Origin of the sequence: Methylobacterium iners, assembly GCF_022179305.1 — a bacterium.
Classification (GTDB): Bacteria; Pseudomonadota; Alphaproteobacteria; order Rhizobiales; family Beijerinckiaceae; genus Methylobacterium; species Methylobacterium iners.
This window is the reverse complement of the sequence record NZ_BPQP01000029.1, coordinates 20438-34347: the sequence shown is the minus strand read 5'-3', so window position 1 is coordinate 34347 and position 13910 is coordinate 20438. Positions and strand designations below refer to the sequence as shown.

Here is a 13910-nt window from a genome sequence, read left to right as displayed (position 1 = left end):
TTCGTAATACTTGCAACGGCAGCGATCCGAAGGAATTTTCCGCCCAGAGGAACTCCTCAATCCTGCCTGTCGCGGGTTTGCACGGCCCTCTCGCTCCCGCGAGCTATGATGCGCGGGCGCGAACTCGAGCCTGACGAGGATCGGTGATTGCGTGATTAGGACCAGCCGGCCCTGCCTGCGGCCGGCGGGGCACCGAGCTTCCTACGGCAGGCGTTCCAACCCGTTTCCCGAACCGCTCCCGACTTGAGAAGACAACCGGGCGGTTTGCGTATCTGAAGTTGGAAGATGGAGGCCTCGCCCGGAATCGAACCGGGGTGCAAGGATTTGCAGTCCTCTGCGTAACCACTCCGCCACGAGGCCGTCCCGAACGCGCAGGCTCCGAGGGCCGGCGAACGTCGCCGGATCGAGCGGCCGATCCGGGAGAGCGGTCTCTAGCAGAGGCGCGGGCCGCTCGGCAACGGTCCCGGCGCTGTCGGTGCACGGCGCGACGCCGCGAGCGTGATGCAAACGTCAAATGCCCGTCAGGCACCCTTGCGCGCCGAGGCCCCGCTGTGTAGAGAGCGCGCCGTGATCCCCGATAGCTCAGTTGGTAGAGCAAGCGACTGTTAATCGCTTTGTCGTAGGTTCGAGTCCTACTCGGGGAGCCATTTTTACCTCTTGTCCTCAGAGGCTTAGGACCAGAGGGGTGAAGTAGCGTGTTACCGCGTTCGCACTTCTGTTACCGCGGTATGTTTCAGCTTCGTTCCGTGCTCTTCCGACGGGCTGCCCAGAGGGCGGCAACTCGGCTCGACTGAACCACACTGCCACGGTTGTAGAGCATCGTGGTAGACATCTGCGTATGAGTCGCAGCCTTCATGATGTCGGTTGCCTGCGCTCCGGCCTCGAAACTCTCCGACACCGCTCCCGCCCTGCTGTCCATATTCCAGACCTCGTCGGGCCAGCCAGCGGCGCGTGCGATCTTACGGAAGGTGCGCGAGAAGTGACTGCGCCTCCATGGTAGGTTCGAGCGTTCATCGATGAGGACGGGACCAACGCCGCGTGCCGGAAGCTCGGCGAGCAGGTCGGGATAATGCTTGAGATCGTGCTCGGCGGTCTCGTTACCGTTGGATTTCGAGGTAGGCTTGCTAAGGACCATACCTGCGTCAATGTGGTTCCAGGTCAGGCCCCAGCTCCACACCCAAGCGCCATCTGTGATCGCGCCGGTGATCCTTGCACGATCTGCCTCTGTAGGACGGGTCCACTCCCCGATGACGTCCTTCTGTCGAAGCCCAAGCTCGAACTGCAAGGTGACTGCGAGCGCGATACTCGGCCGGCCTGCCTCGTGCGCAGCAAGTCGCAACGACACGATCTGATCATAGGTTGGCCGGCGCTTGCGCGCTTTCGGCATTGGGAACTCCGTCTTCTCCAGCACGGCCGCGAGCTCGATTGCTTTCGGGTTGCGCAGTTCGCAGCCGTAGTTCACCACGCGTCGCAACGTCTGGATGCAGGCGTAGCCGCCACGCACGCCAAGCTCGGCAACCCATTCTTTGTGCCAGCGGCGCACATCGCGCCCGACGATCTCCGACAGGTAGTATGCGCCGGCCTTATCGACGATGCTTCTGATGTACCGGCTGTAGAAGGTTCGGGTGTCCTGTCGCTTATCATGAAACGGCGAGTCGACGTCGGTCTCGAAGGCGCGGCATATCTGTTCAAGCGTGCCCATAGGCGCTGAGTTGCGGGACGGCTCGCGTCCTGATGCCCACTCTAGCATCTCAGCCTGCAGGATAGCGCAGCGGGACGCCAGCTCAGAAGAGGGCCACACGCCGAAGAGACGTACAGTCTTAGGAAGGTAACCCTTAGCGACAACTTTTTCGTCCGCGACCCAATAAAGATCGACGCGTCCGTTGTGACGCTTCATCCGTTTAAGACCGGGAGCGTACAAGTCTTGATCTCTCACCATTGATGATCTCCTACCCACGGCCGATCAGCCGGGACGAAGCATGGTCGCCGACATGATGCCGCCGGTCTAGGAAGGCCTTCACGGCCGGCCAGTAGCGTCCGCCCATCATCAAGTCGATTTTTGGCAGCCCGCCTCGCTCTAGTACCGTTGCGAGGCCGGGCCATGTCTTGGCACGGTCAGGTCCGAGAACAATTCGCGCGATCTCAGCCTCATTCGGATAGAGGCAGCTCGGTTCGGCTGAAGGGGTATCTGACCGGCGGCTCATTGCTAGATGATCAAGTCCTAGCAAACCTCAGCCAGCAACGTGGTCGGATCTGGAGAGACGCAGCACGGACCGCTTCGTCCTTGGCTTGGTCTTCGCGAACGAGCTCCAGCAGCCCTTCCAAGTTGCGGGGCCAACATTGCGACATTGTCAGCCACTGGCGTGAGCCAGAAAATGGCATTGCCATTGATCCCTGCAGTGTGGTCGCTGTGGAGGTCATGGCCTCGGCGATCATCCACCTTCAGCGCACGCTCCGCGTTCAGACGGGCCCCCAATCGTCGTCACGGACTGCTCTGCTGGCCAGCTGAAGAGGTCGAGTTGCTCTTCAAGAGGTGCGGCAATGGCTGATTTCAGTTTGCGAGTCGCAGAAGCGTGCTGACCTTGTGTCGGACCCTGCAGACATAGCAGTTCGAAAGGGAGTTCGGCCTGTATCATCTCTCACTCCACGAAAGATGCAGGTAGGTCAGAGAGCAGCATGACCCCGGCGGATATTCTGGCCGTCCGACGGATTCCGTTGAGGTTCATATGCCCAAGCTGTAGCAGGTGCACTGCACGAGAACTGTTGGTTCTCCATTGCTCAATGGAAGGCGGCCGGGATGAGGTGAGCCAATGGCGAGCACGAATAGGCTGGGCCGGTGCGGCATCAGCTCCGGCTAGATGCTGGCTGCCCCGCAGCTGCTTGGAAGATCGCGAATGAAGTCGCAGTGAGTTGATATCTGGCACACCGTTCTGCGCGCGAGGCACAAGGCCTCCGCCAAACAGCTGGCAAGCACATTGAAGACTGACAGAAGGGTTATCACCGCTCATTCCTAGGGCCTCCGGATCAAAGCCGCTTCAAGCACGCAGCAATCCGAACCAGCCCTGAGCCTCAGCCGAGCGCGAGCAGCCTTCATTCGGATCGAATGCATGAATGAAGGCGTTAAATAATCATCCCTTTATGCGCTCATCCGGAGCAGCGTGTCAACGGCGGTAATTGGGTGTATTTTGGTTAGACCAATTTTTTTATATCAGGAACTAAGCTTTATATAAAACTATCATGCTGTTACATTTACTTTGTAAAATATGACTGGCAAAAATGCCCTATTCAACTAAAGCTTTGTTCGGATAGATGGGTGGCATCAAAGATGCCTGCCATGTCTCGGCTCTGAAGATTGGCATGAAAGAGGTGGCCAACCCACTCCCGGTGCACGGTGGATTGTTGAATCTCGGCTCCGGCCGCCGGAGATCTCATCGTGCCCCAAAGCCTGCATCAAGGTGCGACCGGGCAGCTCGTCTTGGGTGACGGTTAGAAGATCTTACGCGCGGGCACGCCGGCTGGCCGAACCCTCCTGCCCTCACTCAGAAGAATGGACGGTACAAGGGCGGCGTTCCGACTGCACGCCGGCAGTCCGCTGAAATCATGCGGCTGAAAGGTGACGGCAAAACCGTAGGCCAGATCAACCGGCTCATCAGTGTCGTCAGCTTCCAGAATAGTCTCGTAGATCATCCCAATGATGGCCGGCGCGTTGGGACGCGGCGGCACCTCTCCAACGGCCACCATGATGCGAGCCACGGTGTAATCAATGCGCTTGTCGCTCATCACAGTGCTCCAATGTTCTTGATCGACTGGAGGACTGCAGTAGCAATCTCCTCAGCATTGTCGGGGTCGGTCTTGAGAAGGGCCTCGTAGATGAGCCTGATCGGCTCGATGTCCGAGGGACCGGGTGGGAGCGTCATGACACTCGCCATGATGCGAGCCACGTCGTCGTCAATGCGCTTCTCGCTCATGACAGGTTCGTCTCCTCGTAAAAGCCCATCCCGTCGCAATCGTCCTCCCAAAGCTCGTGGAGATCGTCGTCATCCAGGGCTTCGAGGGCGGACCGCTCGTGACAACGCGATAGATCCTTGTACTGAGCCTCGCGCAGGAACAGCCGTGCGGCCTCCTCGGTCGAGTGGACGGTCGTCCAACCGTGCCAATCGTCCGTGGCGATGTGCACGAACCAGACCGTCTTCGGCTTGGCTTTGGCGGGCGTAGGAAGCGCGGGTAGCTTGAAAACCTCCTCCAACCCCACGTGGGCGACGCGCTGGCCTTGCATCAGCATGTTATCGGCCGCCTTCTGCAACTCACCGGGGCCAAAGGTGGTAAAGGGAAGGTCGTGTTGCTCGTCTTGAAAGACGTCTGGGGGGATGGCCTTGTGCGCATTCATGATGCGGGCCACGTCGGCTTCTGGGCGTTTGTCTTCTCTCACTGAAAATCTCCTGATGAATGGGTTTGGATTACTTGCGATCCAGGCCGCCAATGGCGGTCTCAAGCATGATGTCCCAGCGGTCGTAGTTGGTCTCGCAGTCACCCAAGACCTTCTGGTTATTCGAGCTGCCCATGTTGCCGGCGAGGGCTTCGCAAGCACGTCCGAGGCGCGGGTGATCCTCAAGGTCAGGGCGGAATTCGATGACGAGGTATTCAAGCATCGAGGCGACCTCGCTGGGGTCGGCGGTCAGCGGGTTGAGAGGGCCGGGATCGCGATACGGCTTGCCGGTCACCATCTGCGTGATGAAGGCGTGGGCGCGCTCGTAAGGCCCACCATGGTCGGAGGCGTAGACAAGACCAGTCTCCATGTCCTGAACGACATGCATGAACTTGGTGAGGTCTACACCGGGTATCGAGGGGACGTTTTCGAGACGCTCAGGGTACTTGGAACGCATTGACTAAAATCCTCAAAATAATGAAGGCGGACTGTAGTAAACTGATCAGAGCCAACGCAATTTAAATTCGTTGGCGTGGTCGGGATGCTTGAACACGAGGCGGTGAGAAATCAGCTCCTTGCCCATTCGCAAGACGATGTCGGCGACGTTGGATCAAGGACAACCGCATGCGAGCCGGTCCACGTCGACTTGGCGGATGTACTCGGTCAGCTCAGGGGTGCGCTCGATCTCAACCGAGACCAGTCGGGCGCCTATGGGACGGTCGGCGGCCCATTGCAGAGCTTCCTTGAGCTGAGGGACTGTGGCTCGGACGCAGGCAAACCGACGCGCACTCTCGAAGGTGTCGCCGATCTCCTTCACGGAGACCCAAAGCTCTAAGGTCTGGGGATCGGGCCACTTCGGGCTCATGACGATCCAATTCCAGCCAGGGTCGGCGGCGATGTAATAGCCGCTAGGGTTGCGACGAGTGATTTCAAATGGTCGGGTCATGAAAATAGCCTCGGATAATTGTTTTTTTAAAATTTCCAAAGCCAACTTAGTCGACCGGTTTTAGCCTCGCGTGTGGAGAATGGGTAATATTATGGGGAGTGCCATTTCTGGTCTAACCGCCAACCCGTGTGCTGCTCTGCTCAATGTCGAGGATCACCACGTTCTCAAGCGCAATGGTCACGAACACGTCGGGGAAGAAGGTCGCGTTGAATGTCTTGCGTGGCATCAGAGCCACCGCATCTTGAAGTGGAGTGCTTGATCAGGCGTGTCGAAGACAACCCACCACGCCGATCCGATCCGTCGCTCGGTCGGGCGGAAGCCCTGCTCCTCGTACCACTCGATCAGCTCCGGTCCTGCCGCCATGCAGCGGTGCCATATCTGGTAGAGGGCGAAGCCCCGGTCCTTTACGTCGGTGATCTTGAGACGAGCCACAGAGGGAGATCCTTATATTAACGAATGTTAGTCGCGTCTCATTCCTTAGCCTTTGGGGCTGTCGGTGGACGGCGCAATTTCTTTTCATCTTGAGCCTCGAGGTCGGCTCTCGAATTTTTGAGTTGAGGAGCGACTGCGACCACTGTTCTTCTCTTCAAGGCTCCCTGAGAACGCGAGGTACGAGCGTTCTCTTAGATAGGTCGAGCTTGCGAGACCTATTGTAGGAGCGAAGCGACGCCCTGAGCTTCGAAGAAGCGAATTATAGGTGGCCAGCCGAAGGCCAAGACGCCGTTGAGATGTGAAATCTCATTATAATTAGAGTTACACATTAGAGATTACACATTGCATATTAGACATTAGAGCAGTTAGGACTTACGACGCATGAAAGACTCAACCGGATTGTCTTTGCCCATTGCCTCGATAGCTTTATCAAGATCGGACTGACACATCGTGTAGGACTGACCTGATCCGCTGTCCATCCGCTCACTCAGTGCGCGGACGTCCTTGACCAACTGCTCATTCCAATCGACCAGTCGGTTATTGTTCTTCCAGAGTTCCGCGTTTTCCTTCTCAAGCTCGGTGACGCGCTTGTTCAGATCGACCAGGGCTTCTGCGAGTTGTGTCGTGGTGATGGTGCTCATGGCTTGACCTTTCGGGTGTGCTTGGCCTTCCAGAGGCCCTGTGGATCGTAGCGACCGCGCAAGAGGTTCTTCGGGTCTTTGAGGTTGTTGGCTGGGTCACCCACGACGATGGACGCATAGGGTTCGAGGTTCGCATCCCGATAGATGTCGCAATTCAGCTCATCGAACTCGTCCCAGCGCAGGCGAACGCAGTCGCCCCAGTGGTTCACGTCGCCAGGATACTTGGTGCGGAACTGACCGATGCGTGGCCCATTCTTGAGCTTGGGCAGCTTCTGGGTCTCGATGTCGAGGTCCATGTAGAAGCGCCAGATGGCAGGGTCCATCTTCGCGGCGTGACCTTTGCCCTCAAGGTAGCGGATGAAGTGATCCGGGAGCAGGAGCTGTGTGGTTCCTGACCAGACAGCCAGCACCTTGCTTGGCGTGAACGGCTGGGTCTCTGTGAACATCTGCCAATTGAACGTGAAATTTGACTCGCTCCACTTGTCCTTCTGCTCAGGTGTGAAGCCGTTGTCGTAGTAGTTGATGCTCATCACAGTGACGTCGTCTGCCTCGGGGAAGGACTTCCCCTTAGGAAGCGGCGAGGTCTGGACTTGAACAGTGTCGACGGCCAGTTGTGCAGCTAATTGTGAGAAAATATCTGTCATCGATCTATGCCATTAATGAGTATGTTCCCGTATTAATCCTTTTGCCTGACGTTCAGGTATATCTTTGAACTAAGATTGTAGGGTGAATTTCTTTAAGCCGTTTTAGCCAATTGCTACACGCGATCTTCAAATCGGCGGCCTAGCATGTGCTGGCTCATGTAATTCTAAGGAGATTTCAACGTGAAGTTATTCAAGATCATCGCCAAGTGGGCGGACTCAGACGGCATTGAGAACCAAGACCTATACGTCCGCGCAGAGGACGCCGCACAGGCGTTCAATCTCTGGGTCAACTACTACGAGAAGGACGAGGATGGTCCGTACACCCTGGCTGATGCCAAGGCCCAGCATGACGTCGAGTGGAGGATCAAGGAGTTGAAGACCTACATTGGCTTCCCGAACCTCGATGCCGGCGTCATCCAGTGGGATGACTACGAGCGCATCCTGATCGCGGCGCTGTGATGCCCCTGCAACTCTTCCTGTTCAAGGGTGGCTCGAACTACGAGCAGACCTTCACCGAGAGCTACGACGCCTACGTCAGGGCTGAGCGTGCCGAGGACGTGCTCCCGATGATCCTCAAAGCCTATGACTGGCTCGATGCCGTCGAGTACCCCAACGACCCCAAGGGGAATGTCGAGATGTACGCCGATGGTGGCATCGAGGTCTTGCACATCAAGGACTATCCCGAGGACACCCCGCACGTGGCTGGTGTGATCCCGTGGGACGACGTGGAGGCGTTGCTCTGATGGCTGAGGTCAGCGACGCCGAACTGCAGGCACTGCTCGACGCCATCGACGCATTGGAGGCCAAGGTGCTGGCTCAGTCCGAGCAGATCGACTTCCTCTTGCGAGAGCGGATCATGTTGAGGGAAGGCGCAGCCGAGCTGCTCGAGGTGATGCCTTCGACCTCGACCCAGGAGCCTCTCAAGAAGCCACCACCCGGCCACGCCTATGGCGCCGCCGGCCAACTAATCCTGGTTGATCTGGCCTACAAATAAGGAGATCGCATCGTGACATAGACAATGCCAATGGTGGACGAATCCGAGCTGACCATCCGCACCACCGCCCTGTTCGATGGTGTGACCAAGGCCGAGTCGGCACCGCGCAATGACGGCACGCGCCTCTACCGGGTGTGGGCCAAGGGCAGTGTGATCCCGGTCCACCCGGTGCCTCAGCCCGGAGAAGATTCAATGATCGCCATCGAGGCGCAACTCGACAAGCATGAGGCCGGGATGCGTGTGATCAACGAGCGATACCGAACGAACAGACCAATATGGGTTCGCCGGGCAATCTGAATAGCGAAAGGCCACCCTACCGGGTGGCCTTTTTCGTTGGGGCATCCCCGCCCCTTGCTTGCTTAAGCGTCTCTCGAATGTACACCAATCCGAGTATTTGTCAAGGTCTCATGGCCGCAGACCAACTAGATATTCACACCTATATGATGACAACGCTGGCAAACATTTTGATATTTGTCTCGGTCGTCATTATATCTGGGCTCCCGCGCTTAGACAGGAGCACACAATGTTTCCACGCAACTACAGCCTACCGAAGGGGGTGATCCCTTCTACCATAGCACATCTCTATAGTCGTGTTAGTTCTGCAGCTCAGCTCGATGGGCAGGGCATGCGGCGCCAGCAGGAGGGTACGGATCAGTGGGTGGCCGATCATGGCCTTACGATCCTCAACTCCTACGAGGACCGGGGTGTCTCGGCGTACCGTGGCAAGAACCGGAAGGACGGTCAGCTTGCCGTGATCCTCAAGAAGATCGAGAGCGGCGTTATCAAGCCGGGCGAGCACCTGATCATCGAGAGCTTCGACCGCCTCAGCCGTCAGCCGCCGATGGATGCGATGAACCTGCTCAGCCAAATCCTCAAGAAGGGGATCATCGTCCACTCCGTCCTCGACCGCGCCGTCTACACGGAGCAGAGCGTCAATGAGAAGTCCGCCGAACTTCTCGTCATCATGCTCGGGATGATGCGGTCCAACGAGGAGAGCCGCCTCAAGGGCCATCGCATCGGCATGGCCTGAGCCAATAAGCGCCAGAGCGCCGACATCCTCACCAAGATGGCGCCGCGCTGGCTGAGGGTCATTGAGCGCCCTGGACTGGACGGCGAGCCAGTCGAGATGTTCGAGGTGATCCAGCAGCGCGCCGATAAGATCGTCTGGATGTTCGAGCAGATCGCCTCGGGTGTCAGTGTGTATGCAATTGCCTCAGCGCTGAACCAGCAGAACTACCCAACGTGGGGCCACTTCCGAAAGGTGACGGTGGGTCAGCGCTTCTGGGATGCGAAGGCCATCATGCGCATCGTGGCGAAGAAGGCGGTGCTCGGCCACTTTACTTCGCATACGTTCGAGTATGATGCCGAGGGCGAGGCCATTCGCGTCCCGGTGCGCACCCAGGAGAACTACTTCCCGGCGATTGTCTCACCGGCTCTCTGGCAGCGTGCCAACGACGTGCTCGCCGGCCGCCGCGCGACTGGCGTGGGTGGCGGTACTGGCAAGGGCTTCGCCAATCTCTTCACCAAGATGGTGCGCTGTGCATCGTGCGGCTCGGCAGTCGTGCGCGCAGGGTCGACGGCGTACTCGACGCTGACCTGCAGCGCTCGCCGGCTGCGCAAGTGCGACAGTGGGGGCACGATGCCCTACCAGACGTTCGATGACGAGGCGCTCGACTTCATCACCGAGGTCGATCTCACGGACAACCGGGACGAACAGCGCGTGGCCGTCGAGGCTCGGATCGCAACCCTCAGCTTCGAGATCGATCAGCTCAACGCCGCCAGCAACAATCTCCTCGACCTCATCGACACGGTGCCGATGGCCAAGCAGCGCCTCGTGGAGAACGCGGGGAAGGTGAGGGCGCTTGATGCCGAGAGGGAGGCAGAGCAGGCGCGACTCGACGGGCTTCGCGGTTCCGAGTCACCGACTGACCGCAAGGCTGCGCTGGCGCAGCTCCGGGCTCAAATGGACACCGACGATGAGGCTGAGCGTTACCGAGTGCGGGCCGCGCTGAACGTGCGGATGCAGCAGGTCATCGAGCGGATCGAGCTGGCCACGGACGGCCACGCCTACCTCACCCTGCGCAATCACCCCGGTACCCGTTATGGTTTCTACCGTGGGGTCTTCATGGCCATTCAGCGGCACCAGAACTTCGTCGTCAACGATGGCCCAATCAGTTGGGATAAAGAATTTTTGGACGAGGTTCCTATCACCCACGATGCTCGCGGGCCGGTGCCTAAGGTTGTGGTGCAACCCCGGCCAACGCGAGGGTGGAAGCACAGCGATGAGACCAAGCGTCGCCAGTCAGAGATTAAGCGCGCTCAGCGCGCGGCAAATGGCCACCCCTGCACCGGGAAGAAGTGGTCTGAGGAGCAGAAGGCAAAGCTCTCGGCGATCCACAAGGCACGGTTCGCGAAGAAGCGTGAGCAGGCGGCTGCGACTAACGCACAAACCTAACGCACAATCCGGTTTGATTGCCGCTAAGTCGTTGAAACCACACGCTAGCGCTCCCAAGGGGAGGGAGGACCCACGCTTGTGAATTCGTCACGGAAGCGAGCGTAAGCGCCGAAGGAACTTCCTTTGTCATACGTGCGAGCAGTTCAGGTTCTCAGGAGACACCACGCCTAAGAGTCGTTCTGCTGACCCTTCCATCCCAATCGGCTCCAGCCGGCACCCGTCTCAGACCGTCACTACCGCAGCCACAAGCCTTGCGATGATCGCCTGAACCCTGAGCACCGGCCAAGGTCCAGCAAGGCAAGCCCTATTTGGGCGGCGTACCTGCCTCGTAGACCTGCTCGGAGATGTGAGAAGGTCCGCGTGGCCACTCAAAGCGGGAGGGTGAGGATCTCCGCAGTTGCTAGAGGACGGCCTGCCTCGGCTCGCAGACGTAGCAGATTTATCTTCTTGAAGCGTAGGTCCCCAGACACCTCGAGCCCAACCCAATCCGGCTTCGAAAAGGGCTGATCCTCATGCTCAAGCTCAACTTCAGTCAGAACAATGCTTGCAAGGGCGCCTTGGTAGACATCGACTTCTCAGATCGATCCAGCGTACGGCACGCAGTAGCGAGTCTTCTCAATCTGAGGGCCGCAGACACTGCGCAATAGTTCATCTGCATCAGAGAGTGGGATCTCGTACTCGAACTTCAGCCGACTAAGCCCCTCCCTCGGACCTTTGACCGTGAGCCAAGAGCGTTCGCCATCCCGCCGCATCTGCACCTTACTGCTTTGGTAGAGGCCAATGAGACCATCACGCAGGGGGATTCTCACTTGCGGTAGAGCGCCAGCCGTCATGCGCAACCAGGAACTTTCGCTCGACCTCAAACGGCATCCGCACCTCCTCTGGCTCGATCATCTCGCTTCTCCAGCCGGCTTCCAAGCCAGAGACTGATCAGGAGCCAAGCGATCGACGGGGGAACGGCCGTCACGGCGACCGCCGTCGATCCGAGCCCCAGGGCCGCGATGCCGGTGAAGGTCCAGGCGCCGAGCTGGCCGCCGGTCAGATAGACCACCGTGTCGATAAAGTTCTTGGCCTTGTAGCGGTTCTCCCGCGGAACGACCGTGAACAGCACCTCGCGGATCGGCTTGGCGATGGCGAAGTTGCCCGCCCGCCGCAAGACCTGGAAGACGACGATGGCGGTGATGGTCGGCAACCATAGCAATCCTCAGGAGTTATAGCCTAGGGCCAAGCTTAACTCGTCTGCGCAGGACGAGAAGCAGGGGAGCCTAGGGGCGCGGACGGACGGCAGCGATTGTCGGGTTCGGAACCCGCAAGCATCGGGGCCGCCATGAAACTGAAGAGTGCCCGCGTTCAGAACTACCGGAGCATCAGGGACACGGGCGAGTTTTCCGTGGAAGACGGCAAGACCATCCTTGTCGGGCCCAACGAGGCGGGCAAGACCGCCATACTGCAGGCTTTGCAGAAACTCGAAAAACCAGAAGGCGTAAAAGGCTTCGATCCCCTGCGCGACTACCCGCGTGCTCTCTACAGCGACATCATCAAGGGAGACCTCGACCCGAAGGAAATCCCCGTCGTGACGGCTGTGTTCACGCTGGACGAGGACGATAAGGAAGCCTTGCCGCCGGCGTTCCGCGCCTGTGAATACAAGTTGACCCGATACCTAGGCAATAATGGCGTCCATGCCTTGCTTAATGCGCCCGTTTCTCCCTCCTACGCTGAACTGGAAAACGATCTGTTGAGGTTGGCGTCACACGCCGACGTCCAGGCCCAGGCAGCGGGCAAGCCGATACCGAGCGCTGCGCTCGCCGTCCTGTCGAAGGGTATCAATTCGAGGAACTACCTCGCGAGTGAGGTCGCCGAGGCGCTCAAGGACTGGTTGCGGCAAGTGCTGCCGTTCGTTGACGAGGACAACGCACGCGAGACCCAGCGGCTTGAAGCTCTTAAGGCGAAGGTAGAGCTCGCCGATGGGAGGCATGCGGCTCTCAAGGTACTCGGGGGCCGCGTTCCCATCTTTGTGCTCTTCAGCAACTACTTCCGCGTCCGGCCCATTATTCATCTCGCGCATCTGGCCCAACGGCTGGAAACGAACATGCTCGACGATGACGAGTACGACTATGGGAATTCCTGTCTCCTGTCGCTACTCGGCTTCACCGCAAAGGACCTGTCAGAGCTTGGTCAAGCCGTCGAGCCCGCGCACAACGAACCCGCGAAGCTGAAGACGTATCGCGATCAGCTCGACCAGCGGCGGTACCAGCTGAATGCCGCAAGCGTGAGGCTCACGGACGAGATCCGGGCGATCTGGAACCCGAACCCGGACCGGGTCGAGGCGGATAGGCTCAAGGTCCAGGCCGATGGCCAATACCTCAAAGTCGTCGTCGAGGACGACCTTGGCGTCGAGATCGAGCTCGACCAGCGCTCAGAAGGGTTCCAGTGGCTGGTGTCCTTCTTCGTCGTCTTCTTCGCCGAGGCCGCCGGCAAGCACAGCAATGCCATCCTCCTCCTCGACGAGCCCGGCATGAGCCTGCACGCGCTCAAGCAACGGGACTTCCGCGGCACCATCTCCCGGCTCGCCGAGAAGAACCAGACCCTCTACACCACCCATTCGCCGTTCCTGGTGGGTCCGGACGAACTCGACCTGGTTCGCGTGGTCCAGATGACGGACCGCAACGAGGGAACCAAGGTCCACACCTCTGTCACGTCCGGCGATCCCGCAGCCCTCCTGCCACTGCAGGAGGCTTTGGGGTACGACCTCGCGCACAGCCTGTTCGCGAACCAGAGGAACCTCGTCCTCGAAGGCCTGACGGATTACTGGTACGTTGAGGCCGTGGGCGCGCTGATGACGGCGTCGGGTGACGCGAAGCTCAACGAAAAGATCGCGCTAGTGCCTGCGGGCAGCGCTGGCAAAGTCGTCTACTTCGCCACGATCCTCAACGCGCACAAGCTGAAGGTGGCGGCCTTGCTCGACTCCGACACGGCGGGCGATCGAGCCGCGAACCAAGACACGCTCGTCCACATCCTTGGACAGAAAGCCATCCTGCGGACCAAGGATTATTGCGGCGGGTCGATTGCCAAGGCCGAGATCGAGGACCTCCTGCGAGACACCCTGGTCAGGGTCGCCAAGGACCAACTCGGCTGGGACGTTGAGGCCAAGGCAGCGGCGCAGCCCGGACGCCCCATCCTCGATCTGTTCACGGCGGAGATCCGCGACTTTAAGAAGTACAAGCTCGCAAAGGCTTTCCTGCGATGGGCCCGGGAGCATGAGGCCGATGACCTCTCGGTCGATGAGCGCACCCGCTGGAAGGCGCTGATTTTCGCCATCAACGCCGCGTTGAAGTGAACCCCGAAACCTCGTCCATCGCACGCGGTCGAGCC

The 13910-nt window shown here is 59.1% G+C and carries 16 protein-coding genes, 2 tRNA genes and 1 pseudogene; 8 read left to right on the top strand and 11 right to left on the bottom strand.

The features are described 5' to 3' along the window. Positions 1-286: 286 nt before the first annotated feature. Positions 287-360: transfer RNA gene (locus MFF55_RS10100), tRNA-Cys, on the bottom strand. A 211-nt stretch (positions 361-571) separates the two neighbouring features. Here MFF55_RS10100 and MFF55_RS10095 point away from each other — a divergent pair. Then, positions 572-647 (top strand) — tRNA-Asn (locus MFF55_RS10095). An 86-nt stretch (positions 648-733) separates the two neighbouring features. Here the strand turns inward: MFF55_RS10095 and MFF55_RS10090 are convergent. The 9 genes from MFF55_RS10090 to MFF55_RS10050 all read right to left on the bottom strand — a co-directional run bounded on the left by MFF55_RS10090 (position 734) and on the right by MFF55_RS10050 (position 7089). Continuing rightward, a complete protein-coding gene (locus MFF55_RS10090; RefSeq protein ID WP_238243957.1) occupies positions 734-1897 on the bottom strand; it encodes a site-specific integrase in 1164 nt (387 codons plus the stop codon). A gap of 1589 nt (positions 1898-3486) precedes the next feature. Continuing rightward, complete coding sequence (locus tag MFF55_RS10085) at positions 3487-3780, bottom strand: hypothetical protein (protein WP_238243956.1); 294 nt, start codon at positions 3778-3780, stop codon at positions 3487-3489. Beyond that, positions 3780-3968, bottom strand: a complete 189-nt coding sequence (locus tag MFF55_RS10080) for a hypothetical protein (RefSeq protein ID WP_238243955.1) — start codon at positions 3966-3968, stop codon at positions 3780-3782. Before MFF55_RS10080 ends, MFF55_RS10085 begins: the two co-directional genes overlap by 1 nt. Further along, the gene (locus MFF55_RS10075) at positions 3965-4429 is read right to left on the bottom strand and encodes a hypothetical protein (RefSeq protein WP_238243954.1); all 465 of its coding nucleotides are present in this window, start codon (positions 4427-4429) and stop codon (positions 3965-3967) included. Before MFF55_RS10075 ends, MFF55_RS10080 begins: the two co-directional genes overlap by 4 nt. Positions 4430-4457: 28 nt before the next feature. After that, complete coding sequence (locus MFF55_RS10070; protein ID WP_238243953.1) at positions 4458-4883, bottom strand: hypothetical protein; 426 nt, start codon at positions 4881-4883, stop codon at positions 4458-4460. 153 nt (positions 4884-5036) lie between these two features. After that, positions 5037-5417: a hypothetical protein gene (locus MFF55_RS10065; RefSeq protein WP_238243952.1), complete on the bottom strand. Its 381-nt coding sequence runs from the start codon at positions 5415-5417 to the stop codon at positions 5037-5039. Positions 5418-5597: 180 nt separating this feature from the next. Then, positions 5598-5804 carry a hypothetical protein gene (locus MFF55_RS10060; protein WP_238243951.1) on the bottom strand — a complete coding sequence of 69 codons (207 nt, stop codon included), beginning with the start codon at positions 5802-5804 and terminating at the stop codon, positions 5598-5600. Between the two features lie 365 nt (positions 5805-6169). Then, the gene (locus MFF55_RS10055) at positions 6170-6445 is read right to left on the bottom strand and encodes a hypothetical protein (protein ID WP_238243950.1); all 276 of its coding nucleotides are present in this window, start codon (positions 6443-6445) and stop codon (positions 6170-6172) included. Continuing rightward, on the bottom strand, positions 6442-7089 hold the full coding sequence (locus MFF55_RS10050; RefSeq protein WP_238243949.1) for a hypothetical protein: 648 nt from the start codon (positions 7087-7089) through the stop codon (positions 6442-6444). The genes MFF55_RS10055 and MFF55_RS10050 overlap by 4 nt, the downstream gene beginning before the upstream one ends. A gap of 180 nt (positions 7090-7269) precedes the next feature. Here MFF55_RS10050 and MFF55_RS10045 point away from each other — a divergent pair, with 180 nt between their 5' ends. From MFF55_RS10045 to MFF55_RS10020, 6 genes are all read left to right on the top strand, one after another. Next, positions 7270-7548 (top strand): hypothetical protein, encoded by a 279-nt coding sequence (locus tag MFF55_RS10045; RefSeq protein WP_238243948.1) that lies wholly within the window; start codon positions 7270-7272, stop codon positions 7546-7548. Continuing rightward, positions 7548-7832 carry a hypothetical protein gene (locus MFF55_RS10040; protein ID WP_238243947.1) on the top strand — a complete coding sequence of 95 codons (285 nt, stop codon included), beginning with the start codon at positions 7548-7550 and terminating at the stop codon, positions 7830-7832. The genes MFF55_RS10045 and MFF55_RS10040 overlap by 1 nt, the downstream gene beginning before the upstream one ends. Beyond that, positions 7832-8083, top strand: a complete 252-nt coding sequence (locus tag MFF55_RS10035) for a hypothetical protein (RefSeq protein ID WP_238243946.1) — start codon at positions 7832-7834, stop codon at positions 8081-8083. Before MFF55_RS10040 ends, MFF55_RS10035 begins: the two co-directional genes overlap by 1 nt. A 30-nt stretch (positions 8084-8113) precedes the next feature. Further along, positions 8114-8380 (top strand): hypothetical protein, encoded by a 267-nt coding sequence (locus MFF55_RS10030; protein ID WP_238243945.1) that lies wholly within the window; start codon positions 8114-8116, stop codon positions 8378-8380. Positions 8381-8606: 226 nt separating this feature from the next. After that, entirely contained in the window at positions 8607-9113 is a 507-nt protein-coding gene (locus MFF55_RS10025; protein WP_283206722.1) for a recombinase family protein, read from the top strand. A gap of 96 nt (positions 9114-9209) precedes the next feature. Beyond that, complete coding sequence (locus MFF55_RS10020; protein WP_238243943.1) at positions 9210-10538, top strand: recombinase family protein; 1329 nt, start codon at positions 9210-9212, stop codon at positions 10536-10538. A gap of 859 nt (positions 10539-11397) precedes the next feature. Here MFF55_RS10020 and MFF55_RS10010 read toward each other — a convergent pair. Next, positions 11398-11727, bottom strand: a pseudogene (locus MFF55_RS10010) (MFS transporter); the annotation flags it as partial. Between the two features lie 138 nt (positions 11728-11865). Between MFF55_RS10010 and MFF55_RS10005 the strand changes: the two are divergent. Further along, positions 11866-13875 (top strand): AAA family ATPase, encoded by a 2010-nt coding sequence (locus MFF55_RS10005; protein ID WP_238243942.1) that lies wholly within the window; start codon positions 11866-11868, stop codon positions 13873-13875. Positions 13876-13910 lie beyond the last annotated feature (35 nt).

What these genes read in the sequence shown, in the direction of transcription:
- MFF55_RS10090 (WP_238243957.1), bottom strand. Translation starts at nt 1,897, where the DNA reads ATGAAGCGTCACAACGGACGCGTCGATCTTTATTGGGTCGCGGACGAA.
- MFF55_RS10085 (WP_238243956.1), bottom strand. Translation starts at nt 3,780, where the DNA reads ATGAGCGACAAGCGCATTGATTACACCGTGGCTCGCATCATGGTGGCC.
- MFF55_RS10080 (WP_238243955.1), bottom strand. Translation starts at nt 3,968, where the DNA reads ATGAGCGAGAAGCGCATTGACGACGACGTGGCTCGCATCATGGCGAGT.
- MFF55_RS10070 (WP_238243953.1), bottom strand. Translation starts at nt 4,883, where the DNA reads ATGCGTTCCAAGTACCCTGAGCGTCTCGAAAACGTCCCCTCGATACCC.
- MFF55_RS10055 (WP_238243950.1), bottom strand. Translation starts at nt 6,445, where the DNA reads ATGAGCACCATCACCACGACACAACTCGCAGAAGCCCTGGTCGATCTG.
- MFF55_RS10050 (WP_238243949.1), bottom strand. Translation starts at nt 7,089, where the DNA reads ATGACAGATATTTTCTCACAATTAGCTGCACAACTGGCCGTCGACACT.
- MFF55_RS10040 (WP_238243947.1), top strand. Translation starts at nt 7,548, where the DNA reads ATGCCCCTGCAACTCTTCCTGTTCAAGGGTGGCTCGAACTACGAGCAG.
- MFF55_RS10035 (WP_238243946.1), top strand. Translation starts at nt 7,832, where the DNA reads ATGGCTGAGGTCAGCGACGCCGAACTGCAGGCACTGCTCGACGCCATC.
- MFF55_RS10030 (WP_238243945.1), top strand. Translation starts at nt 8,114, where the DNA reads ATGGTGGACGAATCCGAGCTGACCATCCGCACCACCGCCCTGTTCGAT.
- MFF55_RS10025 (WP_283206722.1), top strand. Translation starts at nt 8,607, where the DNA reads ATGTTTCCACGCAACTACAGCCTACCGAAGGGGGTGATCCCTTCTACC.
- MFF55_RS10020 (WP_238243943.1), top strand. Translation starts at nt 9,210, where the DNA reads ATGTTCGAGGTGATCCAGCAGCGCGCCGATAAGATCGTCTGGATGTTC.
- MFF55_RS10005 (WP_238243942.1), top strand. Translation starts at nt 11,866, where the DNA reads ATGAAACTGAAGAGTGCCCGCGTTCAGAACTACCGGAGCATCAGGGAC.